The organism is Leisingera aquaemixtae, assembly GCF_019801145.1.
Lineage (GTDB): Bacteria > Pseudomonadota > Alphaproteobacteria > Rhodobacterales > Rhodobacteraceae > Leisingera > Leisingera aquaemixtae_A.
This window is the reverse complement of the sequence record NZ_JAHVJQ010000002.1, coordinates 554,979-569,330: the sequence shown is the minus strand read 5'-3', so window position 1 is coordinate 569,330 and position 14,352 is coordinate 554,979. Positions and strand designations below refer to the sequence as shown.

General features: G+C 63.8%; 15 protein-coding genes. 10 read left to right on the top strand and 5 right to left on the bottom strand.

The window, feature by feature from the left end:
* Positions 1-16: 16 nt before the first annotated feature.
* Positions 17-202: a hypothetical protein gene (locus KUW17_RS07315; RefSeq protein WP_222477431.1), complete on the top strand. Its 186-nt coding sequence runs from the start codon at positions 17-19 to the stop codon at positions 200-202.
* 53 nt (positions 203-255) lie between these two features.
* Here the strand turns inward: KUW17_RS07315 and KUW17_RS07310 are convergent, their stop codons facing one another.
* The gene (locus KUW17_RS07310) at positions 256-2,220 is read right to left on the bottom strand and encodes an AMP-binding protein (protein ID WP_222477602.1); all 1,965 of its coding nucleotides are present in this window, start codon (positions 2,218-2,220) and stop codon (positions 256-258) included.
* Positions 2,221-2,679: 459 nt separating this feature from the next.
* On the opposite strand from KUW17_RS07310, the gene KUW17_RS07305 reads away from it, so the two are divergent.
* From KUW17_RS07305 to KUW17_RS07290, 4 genes are all read left to right on the top strand, one after another.
* Entirely contained in the window at positions 2,680-4,581 is a 1,902-nt protein-coding gene (locus tag KUW17_RS07305) for a PAS-domain containing protein (RefSeq protein ID WP_222477429.1), read from the top strand.
* Positions 4,578-5,282: a response regulator transcription factor gene (locus tag KUW17_RS07300; RefSeq protein WP_222477421.1), complete on the top strand. Its 705-nt coding sequence runs from the start codon at positions 4,578-4,580 to the stop codon at positions 5,280-5,282. The genes KUW17_RS07305 and KUW17_RS07300 overlap by 4 nt, the downstream gene beginning before the upstream one ends.
* Before the next feature lie 66 nt (positions 5,283-5,348).
* Complete coding sequence (locus tag KUW17_RS07295; RefSeq protein WP_222477419.1) at positions 5,349-5,747, top strand: MAPEG family protein; 399 nt, start codon at positions 5,349-5,351, stop codon at positions 5,745-5,747.
* A 41-nt stretch (positions 5,748-5,788) separates the two neighbouring features.
* Entirely contained in the window at positions 5,789-6,016 is a 228-nt protein-coding gene (locus KUW17_RS07290; protein ID WP_222477417.1) for a WGR domain-containing protein, read from the top strand.
* A gap of 72 nt (positions 6,017-6,088) precedes the next feature.
* Here the strand turns inward: KUW17_RS07290 and KUW17_RS07285 are convergent, their stop codons facing one another.
* On the bottom strand, positions 6,089-7,288 hold the full coding sequence (locus KUW17_RS07285) for a hydantoinase/carbamoylase family amidase (protein WP_222477404.1): 1,200 nt from the start codon (positions 7,286-7,288) through the stop codon (positions 6,089-6,091).
* 144 nt (positions 7,289-7,432) lie between these two features.
* Here KUW17_RS07285 and KUW17_RS07280 point away from each other — a divergent pair, with 144 nt between their 5' ends.
* Genes KUW17_RS07280 through KUW17_RS07260 form a run of 5 tightly spaced genes read left to right on the top strand, consistent with a single transcriptional unit; the run spans position 7,433 to position 11,185 of the window.
* Positions 7,433-8,083, top strand: a complete 651-nt coding sequence (locus tag KUW17_RS07280) for a histidine phosphatase family protein (RefSeq protein ID WP_222477401.1) — start codon at positions 7,433-7,435, stop codon at positions 8,081-8,083.
* A 21-nt stretch (positions 8,084-8,104) separates the two neighbouring features.
* A complete protein-coding gene (locus tag KUW17_RS07275; RefSeq protein ID WP_222477399.1) occupies positions 8,105-8,719 on the top strand; it encodes a glutathione S-transferase family protein in 615 nt (204 codons plus the stop codon).
* 11 nt (positions 8,720-8,730) lie between these two features.
* On the top strand, positions 8,731-9,783 hold the full coding sequence (locus KUW17_RS07270; protein ID WP_222477397.1) for a saccharopine dehydrogenase: 1,053 nt from the start codon (positions 8,731-8,733) through the stop codon (positions 9,781-9,783).
* Complete coding sequence (locus tag KUW17_RS07265; protein ID WP_222477395.1) at positions 9,780-10,046, top strand: SemiSWEET family sugar transporter; 267 nt, start codon at positions 9,780-9,782, stop codon at positions 10,044-10,046. Before KUW17_RS07270 ends, KUW17_RS07265 begins: the two co-directional genes overlap by 4 nt.
* The gene (locus KUW17_RS07260) at positions 10,043-11,185 is read left to right on the top strand and encodes a saccharopine dehydrogenase family protein (RefSeq protein ID WP_222477393.1); all 1,143 of its coding nucleotides are present in this window, start codon (positions 10,043-10,045) and stop codon (positions 11,183-11,185) included. The genes KUW17_RS07265 and KUW17_RS07260 overlap by 4 nt, the downstream gene beginning before the upstream one ends.
* A gap of 68 nt (positions 11,186-11,253) precedes the next feature.
* On the opposite strand, the gene KUW17_RS07255 is transcribed toward KUW17_RS07260, so the two are convergent.
* From KUW17_RS07255 to rmuC, 3 genes are all read right to left on the bottom strand, one after another.
* On the bottom strand, positions 11,254-11,577 hold the full coding sequence (locus KUW17_RS07255; RefSeq protein WP_039193284.1) for a DUF3775 domain-containing protein: 324 nt from the start codon (positions 11,575-11,577) through the stop codon (positions 11,254-11,256).
* An 87-nt stretch (positions 11,578-11,664) separates the two neighbouring features.
* Positions 11,665-12,969: an adenylate/guanylate cyclase domain-containing protein gene (locus tag KUW17_RS07250; protein WP_222477380.1), complete on the bottom strand. Its 1,305-nt coding sequence runs from the start codon at positions 12,967-12,969 to the stop codon at positions 11,665-11,667.
* Positions 12,970-14,352 (bottom strand): DNA recombination protein RmuC, encoded by a 1,383-nt coding sequence (rmuC, locus tag KUW17_RS07245; protein ID WP_222477378.1) that lies wholly within the window; start codon positions 14,350-14,352, stop codon positions 12,970-12,972.

Below are 14,352 nucleotides of genomic sequence, written 5' to 3'. Positions count from 1 at the left end.
CAAGGAGATCGAAGTTATGTTCGGCGAACTTGAGCATTCCTGCCTTCTGAAGATGGCGCTTGAATGCAAGCAGATGGGCCTCAGCCAATCCGAAAGCCTGGCCTCCATCATTGAGCAGACACACGGGTTCAGCTCCCCCTTCAAGATCCAGCAGGTGGTCAACACCGCCTTCAATCCCGGCCTCAACCCCGACCTGATCTGAGGACCTTCCGGCCTGCCCGGCACGGGGCGGGAAATTTTCCGGTGAAACGTGCATCATTCCGCGGCCACCTTGTGAACAGCCCCCGGCTTCACGTCCGCGTCGACAATGGTCAGCGTAGCCTTGATGGAGCCCTTGCGGCCGTCCTCATAGGTTACTTCCGTCACCGTCGAGACCTTTTCAGAGCCGTCGTAGAGCGCGGTGATGATATCGTCGAACTTCTCCTCCACGATGCGGCGGCGCACCTTGCGGGTCCGGGTCATTTCACCGTCATCGGCATCCAGTTCCTTATGCAGAACAACAAAGCGGTGCACCTGGCAGCCCGACAGCATCGGGTCCTCGGCCACTGATTTGTTCACCGCACTCACATGCGAGCGGATGGTCTCCAGAACCTTAGGATGGCCTGCCAGTTCCTGGTAAGAGGCATAGGCAATGTTGTTGCGTTCGGCCCAGTTTCCCACCGCCGTCAGGTCGATGTTGATGAAGGCGACGCAGCGGTCACGGCCATTGCCGAACAGAACCGCTTCCAGAATGTCCGGATAGAACTTCAGCTTGTTTTCCACATACTTGGGCGCAAACATGCTGCCGTCGGCCATCTTGCCCACGTCCTTGGCACGGTCGATGATCCGCAGATGGCCGGAGCCTTCCTCGAAGAAGCCCGCGTCGCCAGTTGCCACCCAGCCTTCCGGATCCTTGGTCGAGGCGGTGGATTCCGGATTGTTGAAGTATTCCACAAAGGTGCCGGGCGATCGGTAGTGGATCTCGCCGCTGTCGTCGATCTTGATCTCCACTTCAGGCGCCGGCACTCCAACAGTGTCGGCACGCACCTCGCCGTCGGGCTGCACTGTGATGAACACGGTGGCCTCGGTCTGGCCGTAAAGCTGTTTCAGGTTGATGCCCAGCGAACGGTAGAAATCGAAGATCTCCGGCCCGATCGCCTCCCCCGCGGTATACCCCACACGGATGCGGCCATAGCCCAGCGTGTCCTTGAGCGGGCCGTAAACCAGCACATTGCCCAGCGCGTATTTCAGCCGGTCCATCAGCCCCACAGGGCGGCCGTCCAGGATGTCGCCGCCAACCTTCTTCGCGTGCGCCAGGAAATGGTGGAACATCTTGCGCTTCAGGGCGCCTGCGTCCTCCATCCGGATCATCACATTGGTCAGCTGGCCTTCGAACACCCGCGGCGGCGCAAAGAAATAGGTCGGGCCGATTTCGCGCAGGTCGGTCATCATGGTGTCCTGGCTTTCAGGGCAGTTCACGCAGAAGCCGCACCAGTATGCCTGGCCGATCGAGAAGATGAAGTCGCCCACCCAAGCCATCGGCAAGTAGGACAGGATGTTTTCGCCTTGGGTCAAATGGTCGAACTCGGCCGAGTTCTTGGCGCTCTGAATCACGTTGCGGTTCGACAGCACCACGCCCTTGGGCTTGCCGGTGGTGCCGGAGGTGTAGAGCATCACGCAGGTGCTGTCGTAGTCCAGCTTGGACTGGCGCTTGTTCAGCTCGCCGATCAGCTCGTCATGGGCCGCCCGGCCCTGATCCTGGATATGGCTGAACTGGTGCAGCTGGGTGTGGTCGTATTTCCGCATGCCGCGCGGGTCGAGATAGATCATATGCTCGAACTGATGCAGCTGATCCTGAATCTCGATCACCTTGTCGGCCTGCTCCTGATCGCCCACGATCACAAAGCGCGCACCGCAATGGCCCAGCACATAGGCCATCTCCTCAGCCACCGCATCCTGATAGAGCGGGACCGGGACCGCGCCTACAGCTTGCGCGGCAACCATCGACCAGTAAAGGTAAGGACGGTTGCGGCCGATGATGGCGACGAAGTCGCCCTCATTCACGCCAAGGTTGATGAGGCCAAGCGCCAGCGCCTCGATTTCCTTTGCCGTCTCGGCCCAGGTCCAGCATTGCCAAATGCCGAATTCCTTTTCCCGGTAGGCCGGCGCGTCCGCGAATTGCGCCGCATTGCGTTGAAGCAGCGCCGGCAGGGATTGCATCCCTTCGGCGCCCGTCTGCATCTGAGCCAACTTTCTCTCCTCCCTTTCCGGCGTTGCTGCCGGACTGGCCGCTACCCGCGGCTCTGGCCCCGATTAGGGACAGCCGCAGAGTAACCCGTCAACTTTTTCCTGATGTTTTCCCAAATCTTACCAATTGTAACAGCCCAATCTCCCTTGTTTTACGGGCTGTTACGCCTGCCATTGACTGCCTGCTACTGGAAATCCTGCCACGGCTGAGCAAAGGCCCCGGCGCATTTGCGCGGGATGCGCACAACGGGGTGGTGTTTCGAATCGGACTGCCGCTGGCAATTTCGGAAACTCCAAATCCGCCGGTTCCCAAACCGGCTGCTGCACCAGCGGCCACCCGGCAATCAGGAGGCGACCGCCGCCGTGGCGCGGCAGCACGCCTTCGCCCCGCGGCCGAATGGCAATTTGCCCCGCACCCGCCGCAATGCTAGCCATGAAACCGGGGGAGAAACGATGAACCGGACCAGCAAACAACACGCCGCGATGACAACCGCCGGGCTGAACCTTATCGCCCAGGCGCTATCAATCTATGACAACGACCTGCGGCTGGCAGTCTGCAACCGGCGCTTCCAGGAGATGTTCTCTCTGCCCGACCACCTCGTGCAGCCCGGCGCTTCCTTTGCCGAAACCATCCGCTACCTGGCCGAAGCCGGCGAATACGCCCCGGAGACCGATATCGAGGACATCGTGCGCAGCCGGGTCGAGCAGGCGCTGGACTTTGTGCCCCACTATCTGGAGCGCGAACGCCCCAACGGGCAAACAATCTCCATCGAGGGTTCGCCGCTGCCCCAAGGCGGCTGGGTCACCGTCTATACCGACATTTCCCGCGCCAAGCGGGCCGAGCAGCTCTTGCGCGCCCGGTCCGAGGAGCTGTCGGAGAAGCTGATTGCCCATACAGAGGAGCTTTCTGCCGCCAACCGGCAGCTTGAGGCCACCAATACCGCGCTGGAAGAAGCCAAGCGCCAACTGACGGAAATCGAAGGCCGGACCCGCCTGACAACAGAGATGATGCCCGCCCATATCGCCCATGTGGATGCAGACGGGCATTACACCTACACCAACCGCCGCCTAAGCGCGGTGTTTCCCGGCAGGCCGTCAGAAATCCTGGGAATGCATATCTCAGAAGCGCTGGGTGAAGCCGCCTTTGAACGGATCGAGCCGCATCTTCTGGCCGCCTACAAGGGCAGCAGCCCGGTGTTCGAGTTCACTGAAAGCCACGGCAGCCGCCGGATCCGGGTTGCCTTCACCCCGGATCAGCACGGCGGCGTCTATATCCTGTCAATGGATGTGACCGAGGAAACTCAGGCCCGTGTCGCCCTGCAGCAGGCGCGCCGCCGCGAGATGGCCGCGCAGATGACCAGCGGCCTGGCGCATGATTTCTCCAACCTGCTGACCATCATTCTGGGCATGCAGGGCAAACTGGAAAAAATGGGGCTGGGCGGCGAGGCCGCAGACCTGGTGCAGGGCACGCTGTCGGCGGCCCGGCGCGGCGGGCGGCTGTTAAACCGGATTGCCGAAATGACCAGCCAGCGCACTCTGCGCCCGCAAGCCACCGACATGCACGCGTTGCTGGACGAACTGAAGGTGCTTGCCTCGCCCTCTCTGCCGCAGGGGGTGGGTCTCAGCATTCTCGACAACCTGCCTGACCAGGTGCTGCTGCTGGACGCGGGTAAGCTGCAGGATGCGCTGTTAAACCTGATCCTGAACGCTCGCGACGCCTGCAGCACATCCGGCCAGATAACCGTCAGCGCCCATGCGGTGGGCCAGACGTGGGTGGAAATCACCGTCACCGACACGGGCCCGGGTTTCTCGCCCGAGGCGCTGGAAAAGGCGCTGAACCCGTTCTTCACCACCAAGGGCAGCGAGGGCTCCGGCCTTGGCCTGCCGATGGTTTATGACATGGCCAAGCTGGCCGGCGGCGACATGCGGATCGGCAATGGCATGTCCGGCGCGTCCATCACCCTGCGCCTGCCCTACCGCCCGGCGCCGGATGCGGGCGGCGGCATGGCGCTGCTGGTCGAGGACAGCGAGGAGCTGCGCGCCGCCTTCCGCGACATGCTGATCGACCTTGGCTATTCGGTGATCGAAGCTGCCAGCGTGGATGAGGCCTGCGCGCTGACCGCCGACCTGCCGGACATCGCGCTGGTGCTGTCGGACATCAAGCTGGAGGGCACCGCCACCGGCATCGACCTTGCCACCCGGCTGGACGGATCCGGCCTGCCCTGCATCCTGATGACCTCGCTGCCAGTCAGCGATCCGCTGTTTCGCAAGGCATTGAAATGCGGCCCTGTTTTGCGCAAACCTTTTACCATCCATCAGCTGTCTGAGCTGATCAATCCGGAGCTTGCCGCATGACATCGCCCCTGGTCACAATCCTGGATGACGAACCGGAAATCCGGCAGATCCTGACCGACACTTTGGAGGATGCAGGTTTCCGCACCCAGAGCTTTGCCCGCGCGCGTGAGTTCGAAGCGGCGCTGAACCGGGTGACGCCGGACGTCTGCCTGGTCGATCTGTCGCTGCCCGACACCGACGGATTGGCGCTGGTGCACCGGCTGGCGCTGGAACAGGGCGCTGCCGTCATCATCATTTCCGGCCGTGCGCAGGTCCAGGACCGCGTGACCGGGCTGGAACTTGGTGCCGACGATTACATCACCAAACCCTTTGACCCGGCAGAGGTGGTGGCCCGCGTCCGCGCCCGCCTCCGCAGCGGTCCCCGCACTACGGCCCCCGCCAGCAATACCGCACGCTTTGCCGACTGGACCGCTCATTTCGACCGCTATGTGCTGGAGGACGATCAAGGCGCCGAGACCCCGTTCTCCCACGCCGAGGGCGAGGTGCTGCGGCTGTTTCTGGACAGCCCCAAGCGGCTGATCTCCCGCGCCCAGATGCAGGAGATGCTTGGCGGTGCAGCCGGCGACAGCTTCGACCGGGCGATGGATGTGCGAATCTCGCGCCTGCGCACCAAGCTGCGCGAAGACCCCAAGAACCCGCGGCTGATCAAAACGATTTACGGCGCAGGCTATATCTTTCTGGGAGATGTGGACTGGACCTGACTCCTCCAGGTAGAAAACCGCCCGCTGCGCGCTACGCTCAATCTGGTCAATCAGGAGGAGCGAAAGATGACGCAGCTGCAGTTTTTTACCGCCCTGTCCGGGCTTTGGGTGGCGCTGGCCTGGCTGCCCTATATCCTGGACCGGGTCATGGTCCGCGGGCTTATGGGGGCGATGGCCAACCCCGGCCCCAGCGACCTGCCGCAGTCTCTGTGGGCGCAGCGCGCGCACCGGGCGCATATCGTCGGCGTCGAGCTGTTTGCCGCCTTTGCGCCGCTCTCCATCCTGGCCATGCTGGTGCTGCCGGCAGAGGATCAGCCCGGCACCCTGGGTCTCACCTTCTTTTTTGGCATGGCCGCGCATTACGTAATCTATGCCATTGGCGTCCCGGTCCTGCGCACCTTGGCCTTTGCCTTGGCTGCGCTGTCAACCGCGCTTCTGGGACTCACCCTGATTGGTGCGATCTAGAGATTCTTGCCCGGACGAATCACTTGGCTTAGAATCAGCACATGGCCACCTGTCTGCTCTACCGCCAAGCCCCCTCGCGCCAGCCGCGGTTCTACCGCATTGAGCTGGCGATGAACCTGTTCTCCGAGGTGTCGGTGCTCAGGGAATGGGGCGTGGCAGGCGGCAACGGGCAAAGCGTCATCAATATTTACGGCAACCTCCGCGAAGCGTCGCTCGCCGCCGACAAGCACCGCAACCGGATGCTCAAGCGCGGCTACGGCCGGGCCTGACCCGCGCCGTGCCTGCGGCGCCCGGCCCAACTGAGGCGGGCATTCTTCGATTGTCCGGGAGCAGGCGGGAGATCACCCGGCCAAGGCCCGGGCAGCGCGGTCCAGCACTTGCAGCCCAAGCACCAGATCCGCCTCGTCGGTATCCTCGTCAAAGGCATGGCTGATGCCGCCGATCGACGGCACGAACAGCATCCCTGCAGGCATCACCGTTGCCAGATTGGCCGCATCATGCAGCGCGCCGGAGGCCATCCTCTGCCACTTGCCGGGTGCCAGAGCCTGCGCCGCCTCGGCCAGTTCCGCCTGGAAACCCGCATCCATCGCCGCCGGTTCGATGCCCATCACCGGACCAAGCTGCGCCGCTACACCGTGACCGGCAGCAATCTCCTGCGCGGTTTCGAAGATGATCTCCTCCATCCTTGCCAGCCGTCCGGCATCCGCATCCCGCCACTGCATGGAAAACTCCGCCCGCCCCGGCACAACAGAAGACGCATTGGGGTGCAGCACCACATGGCCGATGGTCCAGACCGTGGCAGGTGCGACCACATTTTCGAACCGGCTGTTCAGCATCGTGTTAAAGGCCGACAAAGCCTGAAACGCGTCCCGCCGCAGATGCATCGGCGTGGTGCCTGCATGGTTCTGGCGGCCCTCAAAGGTGATCCCCATGTCGCGGATGCCGACGATATCCGTCACCACTCCAATCGCCAGACCGGTTTCTTCCAGATAGGGACCCTGCTCGATGTGCATTTCCAGAAAGCCGCTGAACCGGCCGTGCGGCAGAAAGTCCCCGGCCAGGTCCGCCATCCGTGCCCGCATTCCGGCAAGCGTATTGCCCTGAGTGTCAGAAAACCCGTCCGCCTCCTCAATCGCCAGCTTTCCGGTCCATACATCCGAACCGGTCAGCACCCCGAACCGCCCTTCCTCGTCCTGGAAACTGACGCAAGACACGGGCGGCCCGCCTGCCTCTCTGGCCGCCCTCGCGACCTCCAGCCCGGCGATCACACCCAGCGCTCCGTCCAGCCAGCCGCCCTCTGGCTGGCTGTCGCTGTGGGAACCGACCAGCAGGCTGTTTTCCCCAGCCAGCCCGAACAGATTGCCGAGAGGGTCGAAATACGGCTCTAATCCTGCCTCTTGCATCCGGCCCGCCAGCCATTTGCGCGCCGCAATGTCGGCATCTGAGTAGGCCTGCCGTACCACACCCTTGCCCACGCCGGAGGCACCAAAGCTGCGCAGCTTGTGCAGGTCATCAAGAAAACGCTGAGGGTCGAGGGGCATGGCGGGTCTCCAAACTGACAGAGGCACATTGCGCCATGTTCCCGCGGCCCTCAACGAATTTGATCAGAGCAGCGCCAAGCCCGCCCTTCCCTCTGCCTGCAAGCTCCCCTAAGACTCCCCCGGTAACAACGGAGCCGCCTGTCCATGTCCCACATCACGCTGATCCGCCACGGCCAGGCCAACACCCAGGCCCGCGACGAGGAAAGCTACGACCGCCTCAGCGACTTGGGCCATCAGCAAGCGGCCTGGCTGGGAGACCACCTGCGGGCCAGCGGCAGCCATCATCCGCGCGTCTATTGCGGCACGCTCACGCGGCATATCGAGACGGCGGCCTCGATGGGGTTTGCGGATGCGGTGCAGGACGCGCGGCTGAACGAGATGGAGTATTTCACCCTCGCCGAGGCAATGCGCGATCAGCACGGGCTGCCTATTCCAGAGGAACGCGAGGGGTTTGTCGAGCATCTGCCACAGGTCTTTGCCGCCTGGGCGGCAGGCGACATCACAGACCCTTACGAGAGCTGGGAACACTTCGAAACCCGCACCCGCCAGGCGCTGGATGAGATCGCCGCAGGCGACGGCCCGGCCTTGGTGGTGACGTCCGGCGGGCTGATCTCGATGGCGCTGCGGCAGGCGATGGGGCTGGACACCGCGGGCATGGCCCGGATTGCCCTGGCGGTGATGAACACCTCCATGCACCGGCTGTTCCCCATCGGCGGCCACTGGAGCCCGGTTTTGTTCAATGCGGTGCCGCATCTGGAAGCGCCGGACCGGCATTTTGCCCAGACACATCTCTGAGACACGCACGGGAGGGACGACATGCAGCTCTACTACGCCCCAAATACCATTTCGGTGGCTGTCGCCATCGCGCTTGAGGAAGCCGGGATCGAATATGAGGCAGTGAAGATCGACTTTGCCGCCAAGGAACAGACCGGCGCGGCCTATGCCCAGATCAATCCCAAGGGCCGGGTGCCGGCGCTGGCGGTTGAGGGCGGCATCCTGACCGAGACCGGTGCGCTTCTGGAGTATATCGCCGACATGGCACCCGAAGCGTCTTTGCGCCCGCAAGACCCGGTGGTGCTGGCCCGGATGCGGGAAGTGATGTTCTATCTCGCCTCCACAATGCATGTGAACCATGCTCACAAACTTCGCGGCGCCCGCTGGGCCAAGGAGCGTTCCAGCTGGAAGGACATGCAAAAGATGGTTCCGCAGACCATGACGGCCTCCTGCGAACACATCAGCCAGTTCGGCCTGCGCGGCCCCTTTGTGCTGGGCGAAGACGTCAGCCTGGCCGACTGCTACCTTTATGTGGTTTGCACCTGGCTGAAAGGCGACGGAGTCAAGGTCGCGGACTTCCCCAAAATCCAGAACTTCATGACGGCAATGGAACAGCGCGAGTCGGTGCGCGCGGTCTATGCCAAGGGAATGCTTTAAAGGACTTAACAATGACGCATCTGTGGGTACGGGCGGAACAGCGCCCCAACGAAGAACGGGTTGGCCTGACCCCCGAAGGCGCCAAGGCACTGATGGCCGCGGGCATCAAGGTCACAGTCGAGGAAAGCTCTGTCCGGGCAATCCCGCTGCAGGGCTACATTGATGCAGGCTGCGAAATTGCGCCGGAAAACTCCTGGCCAGAGGCGCCTGCCGACGCGATCATCTTCGGCCTCAAGGAACTGCCCGAGGACGGCACTCCGCTGCCGCACCGCCACATTATGTTCGGCCATGCCTTCAAGGGCCAGCACTCCGGCAAGGCGCTGCTGGAGCGGTTCAAGGCCGGCGGCGGCACGCTTTATGATCTGGAATACCTGGTCGACGAGACCGGCCGCCGGGTTGCCGCCTTTGGCTATTGGGCGGGCTATGCCGGCGCCGCGGTGACGCTGAAAGCCTGGGCGGCGCAGCAGCGCGGCGAGCTCTGCGGCCCGGTTGGCGTCTACGGCGGCAAAGACGCGCTGCTGGCGGATCTGGGCGCCGAGCTGGATGCCCTGAACAGAGACCGCCCCACCGCCATCGTGATCGGCGCGCTTGGCCGCGTCGGCACCGGTGCTGCCGACCTCTGCGAGGCAATGGGCATCGCCGTCACCAAATGGGACATGGCGGAGACCGCCCACGGCGGCCCCTTCCCGGAAATCCTGGCCCATGACCTGTTCCTGAACTGCATCTTTGCACGTCCCGGCACCCCGGTCTTTGTCCCGCAAGAGGCGCTGACCGAGGACCGCAAGCTCACCGCCATTGGCGATGTCGCCTGCGATCCGGACAGCGACTACAACCCGGTGCCGGTCTACGACCGCGCCACCACCTGGGAGGCCCCCGCCCTGCGCGTCGCCGAAAACCCGGTGCTGGACGTGATGGCGATCGACAACCTGCCGTCAATGCTGCCGGTCGAAAGCTCCGAGGATTATGCGGCGCAGCTGCTGCCATCGCTGCTGACGCTGGCCGATTTGGACAGCGGCGTCTGGGGCCGGGCCAAGGCCACATTCCAGGAGCACCTGCCGGAATGACCGCAACCTACATCGGATTTCTGGCAGCTCTTCTCGGCACCGTTTGCTGGCTGCCGCAGGCCTGGAAAGCCTGGGCAACGCGCGATACCGCCGGTCTGTCCCTGCCAGCCAACCTGATGTTTCTCGGAACCGTCAGCCTGTGGCTGATCTACGGACTGCTGGTGGGCGATGCGCCCATCATTTTTGCCAATGCCTGCTCAATCGTCATCGTTCTGGCGATCATCGGGGCAATCCTGAAATACAAGAAAGGGACTGACACATGACTATTCACTGGTGCGGCACCGGCCTGTCGGCAATCCCCGGCCTGCGCCGTCTGCTGGAAGCGGGCCACGACGTGGCGGTCTGGAACCGGACCACCGACAAGGCGCGCGAAGCCGTGGGCGACCTGACCACCAACATTCACGCCTTCAGCATCGCCAACCTGGGCCAGATGCTGAGCCCCAAGGACGTCATCGTGTCGATGCTGCCGGGCGACTGGCATGTGCCGCTGGCGGAACTGGCGATCGAGCGCGGCGCGCATTTTGTCTCCTCCTCCTACATCGCGCCGGAAATGCGCGCGCTGGACCAGAAGGCCAAGGACGCTGGCGTTTGCCTGATCAACGAGGTGGGTCTGGATCCGGGCATCGACCACCTGATGGCGCATGCGCTGGTGGCGGACTACAAGGCCTCCGGTGCCTTCGACCCGGCAAACGAGATCAGCTTCATCTCCTACTGCGGCGGCATCCCCAAGACCCCGAACCCGTTCCGCTACAAGTTCAGCTGGTCGCCCCTGGGCGTGCTGAAAGCGCTGCGTTCGCCGTCGAAGTCGATCCGCGACTTCAAGGAGCTCGACGTTGCCCGGCCGTGGGATGCGATCTCCTCCTACGAGGCACCGCTGCCCGCGCCGGAAAGCTTCGAGGTCTACCCGAACCGCGACTCGATCCCCTTCATGTCCCAGTACGAATTCGGCGAAGACTGGAGGGTCAAGGAATTCGTCCGCGGCACCCTGCGCCTCAACGGCTGGGCCGATGCCTGGGCGGATGTCTTCAAGGAGGTCGAAACCCTCTCCGGTCCAGAAGGCGACGCCCGCCTCAAGGAAATGTCGGATCAGTTCTGGGCCGAGAACGCCTATGACGAAGGCGAGCCGGACCGGGTGGTGCTGTGTGTCGGCCTGAAAGCCGAGAAAGACGGCGCCGAGGTCTGGCACAAGACCTATGTGATGGACGCCTGGGGCGACGAGCGCGGCACCGCCATGGCGCGTCTGGTCTCGTATCCCGTGTCCTTTGCCATCGAGGCCGCCATGAACGGCAAGATCCCCGCCGGTGTGCACGCCGCGCCCAGCGACCCGGAACTGGTCGCAAAGTGGATGGGTGAGATCGGCAAGCTTGCCCAGCATCTCGAGATTGTCGACAGCAAGGCCTGACTGCGGGCTGAAAAACCAAGGGCGCCCGGTTGCGGCGCCCTTTTTCGTAGTGAACCGGTGCAGCAGCCTCAGCGGCCGATCACATCATCCTCGACGTCGTTCACGTCAATGCCCAGCGCCTCCAGGCCGGCTTCCAGGTTGTCGGCCAGATGCGGCGTGCCGAGCAGGTAGTCCACAGTCGGTGTGGTCGCTTCCTGCCGGGCGGTATAAATCGCCTCGGCCAGCTCCTCCGGTTCGAAACTTCCGCGGCCGACCCACATGATGCCGACCAGTTCGGATTGCTGGTCCTCGCTCATCCGGTCGATAAAGGCGCGCAGCTCACCCTCGGCCCGGCCTAGCTCCCGGGCCATCATCGCCACCTGTGCCACCTTGCGGACTGAGATCTCCAGCATTGCTCCATTCCTTCTGTTCGCAGCCTCAGCATATCAAACAGTCAAGAAAACACCTAAGTCTTTGATCTGGGGCAAATGGAGAGGCGGCTAGCCCTGCGCCTTGCCGAAGAGTGCAAGCCCCTTGCTGCGCCCGCGCAAGACCTCCGCCGGCAGCGCGGTCCAGCCCTCGCGCGCGGGCTCTGCCCCGGCCTCCGCCAGCAGATCGGCTGAAACTATCAGCGGCATGCCTTGCGCCTTGGTCAGCTGCTCCAGCCGCGCCGCGGTGTTCACCGTGTCGCCGAAGACGGAATACTCCAGCCGCGCCGAGGTGCCGGTCACACCCGAGAACACCTCTCCCCAATGCACCCCAACCCCGACACCCAAACCGGTGTCCCCGGCCTGCTCCCGCGTCTTCCGCCAGTCCTCCATGTGCGCCAGCAGGCCTTCCGCGCAATCCAGCGCCCGCGCCGCCGCCCGCTCGCCATCAAACAGGATCATCGCCGCGTCGCCGATATATTTGTCGATCAGTCCGCCAGTCCGGGCCGCCACCTCCTCGACCCGGCCCCTGAATTCGGTAATCAGGCGGCTCACCTCCTGCGGCTCGCGGCCCTCGCACCAGCTGGTGAAGCCGCGGATGTCGATGAACAGGATCGCCATCTGCTGCTGGCGGCCCTCCTGCATCGCCTCCAGCCCGCCGCCTGCCAGGCGGTCAGCCAACTGAGACGGCAGGTAACGGGTCAGATTTGCCTTTTGGCGGGCTTCTTCGATGGACCTGTGCAGAAGGGCCCGCATCCGCACCGCGGCCACAACCAGAACCACGCCTGCCAGGCACAGCATAACCAGCCGCATGAAGTTCGGAGGTGAATCCAGGGAAAGCCTGATCCTTCCGACCAGATCCGGCGTGGTTGCAGGCGGCTGCCACAGGATCATCCAGCCGAACCCAACGGCCACCAGAACCACCATCACTGCAAGCCGCAAGGGGCTCAGCCGCAGCACTCCGAAAGCCAGCACGACGGGCGCCATCCAAACAGCGGGCATGACAAAGACTGCGCCGCCGGGCACACCTGTGTTCAGCAGCGAAAGAAAGGTGTTCAGCAGCAGAAAGGAGCAATCCGCCAAAACCGCCGGCCAGATCATCCAGGCTTTGAACAGCCCCTTGCCGATTGCCCAATAGATCAGCACGCCGACCGCCAGGTAAGACAGCATGGTGACTGCCGCCAGCCCGACCTGGCGCCGCAAATGCGGCTCGTCAATCACCCGTACGGACTCAACGGCCAGCATCATTGCCATCATCAGGCCCAGCGCCACCGCAATCCGCAAAAGCGCGACGATGCGCTCGGCCTCGACCTCCGCAGCGCTCAGCAGGGCCGACTCTTCCGGCCTCAGAGCTTTCAGAGCCGGCAGCAGCCGCATCTACTCATCCGCCAAAAGCGCCACCTGGCGCGGCTCGACCTCCACCTGGCCAGGGTCCTCCAGCTCAGCCCCGTTGGCGACTACGCCCATCGCCTCAAACCTTCGGGCCGACGGCAGCACCCGCGCTTCCAGAGAGCCCACCGCCTTGTTGTAGTTGTTCACCGAGGAAGACAGCGACCGCCCTACCGACGCCAAGTTCTTGGAGAAGGTCGCCAGCCGGTCATATAGCTCCTTGGCGGTCTTCTGAACTTCAACCGCGTTTTCTGCCATCTTCTCCTGCTGCCAGCCATAGGCAATCGACTTGACCAGGGCCATCAGCGTGGTCGGAGTGGCGATCAGAACCTTGTTCTCAAAGGCGTATTCGATCAGGCCCGGGTCCGCTTCCGCCGCGGCCGACACGAAGGTTTCACCGGGGATGAACATCACCACGAAATCCGGCGTCTCGCCCAGCGCGCTTTGATAGGATTTGGAGGCCAGCTGCCGCACATGGGTTTTCACGTGGCTGGCATGCCGCGCCAGCGCCGCCTGCTGCTGATCCGGCGTTTCCGCTTCCAGCGCATCCAGATAGGCCTCCAGCGGAGTCTTTGCATCCACCACGATGCTTTTGCCGCCGGGAATGCGCACCACCGCGTCGGGGCGGCGCAGGCCCTCATCGGTGCCGACGCTCTTCTCCAGTTCGTAGTCCACATGCTCGGCCATGCCAGCCATCTCGAACACCTGCCGCAGCTGCATCTCGCCCCAGCGGCCGCGGGTTTTCGGCGCCCGCAGGGCCTGCACCAGCTTGCGGGTTTCGCCGCCCAGCGCGGCCTGCCCATCTGCCAAGTGTTTCACCTGCGCCTTGATCGCGCCGTAGGCCTCGTTGCGGGCCTGCTCGATCTCCTTGATCCGCTCGCCGAACTGGCCCAGCTTCTGGTCCAGCGGTTTCACCAGGCCTTCGATCGCGGCGTGGCGCTTGGCCAGATCCTCATCTGCTGTCTTGCTGTGGGCCTGAAACCGCTCGCTGACCAGGCTCAGGAAGCTCTCGGAGTTCTGCTTCAAAACGCCCGAGGCCAGCGAGGCAAACTTGTGCTCCATCTGCTGGTTCATGTGCTGCAGTTCTTCCAGCCGCGCCGCGTGCTCCGCCTTCAGCGCCTGCACCTGCGCTTCCGCCTGATAGCGGGCCGCCCGCTCGTTCTCGCTGGTGCGGCGCAGGGTGGCCAGCTCATCCATCAACTCCGGCAACCGGGCCGCCTCGGCCCTCAGCCCGGCAATATGGCTGCGCTGGTCTGCGTTCACGTGTTCGAGCTGCCGTGCCGTGCCGCGCAGACGCAGCCCCGCCAGCGCCAGAAGCGCGACCAATCCGGCCAGCGCGTAGATCGCCCATTGGGCCTGTTCCAATGTCAC

Bases quoted from the DNA above. Each gene is read 5' to 3' on its own strand.
- KUW17_RS07315 (WP_222477431.1), top strand. From the start codon at position 17: ATGTTCGGCGAACTTGAGCATTCCTGCCTTCTGAAGATGGCGCTTGAA.
- KUW17_RS07310 (WP_222477602.1), bottom strand. From the start codon at position 2,220: ATGCAGACGGGCGCCGAAGGGATGCAATCCCTGCCGGCGCTGCTTCAA.
- KUW17_RS07305 (WP_222477429.1), top strand. From the start codon at position 2,680: ATGAACCGGACCAGCAAACAACACGCCGCGATGACAACCGCCGGGCTG.
- KUW17_RS07300 (WP_222477421.1), top strand. From the start codon at position 4,578: ATGACATCGCCCCTGGTCACAATCCTGGATGACGAACCGGAAATCCGG.
- KUW17_RS07295 (WP_222477419.1), top strand. From the start codon at position 5,349: ATGACGCAGCTGCAGTTTTTTACCGCCCTGTCCGGGCTTTGGGTGGCG.
- KUW17_RS07290 (WP_222477417.1), top strand. From the start codon at position 5,789: ATGGCCACCTGTCTGCTCTACCGCCAAGCCCCCTCGCGCCAGCCGCGG.
- KUW17_RS07285 (WP_222477404.1), bottom strand. From the start codon at position 7,288: ATGCCCCTCGACCCTCAGCGTTTTCTTGATGACCTGCACAAGCTGCGC.
- KUW17_RS07280 (WP_222477401.1), top strand. From the start codon at position 7,433: ATGTCCCACATCACGCTGATCCGCCACGGCCAGGCCAACACCCAGGCC.
- KUW17_RS07275 (WP_222477399.1), top strand. From the start codon at position 8,105: ATGCAGCTCTACTACGCCCCAAATACCATTTCGGTGGCTGTCGCCATC.
- KUW17_RS07270 (WP_222477397.1), top strand. From the start codon at position 8,731: ATGACGCATCTGTGGGTACGGGCGGAACAGCGCCCCAACGAAGAACGG.
- KUW17_RS07265 (WP_222477395.1), top strand. From the start codon at position 9,780: ATGACCGCAACCTACATCGGATTTCTGGCAGCTCTTCTCGGCACCGTT.
- KUW17_RS07260 (WP_222477393.1), top strand. From the start codon at position 10,043: ATGACTATTCACTGGTGCGGCACCGGCCTGTCGGCAATCCCCGGCCTG.
- KUW17_RS07255 (WP_039193284.1), bottom strand. From the start codon at position 11,577: ATGCTGGAGATCTCAGTCCGCAAGGTGGCACAGGTGGCGATGATGGCC.
- KUW17_RS07250 (WP_222477380.1), bottom strand. From the start codon at position 12,969: ATGCGGCTGCTGCCGGCTCTGAAAGCTCTGAGGCCGGAAGAGTCGGCC.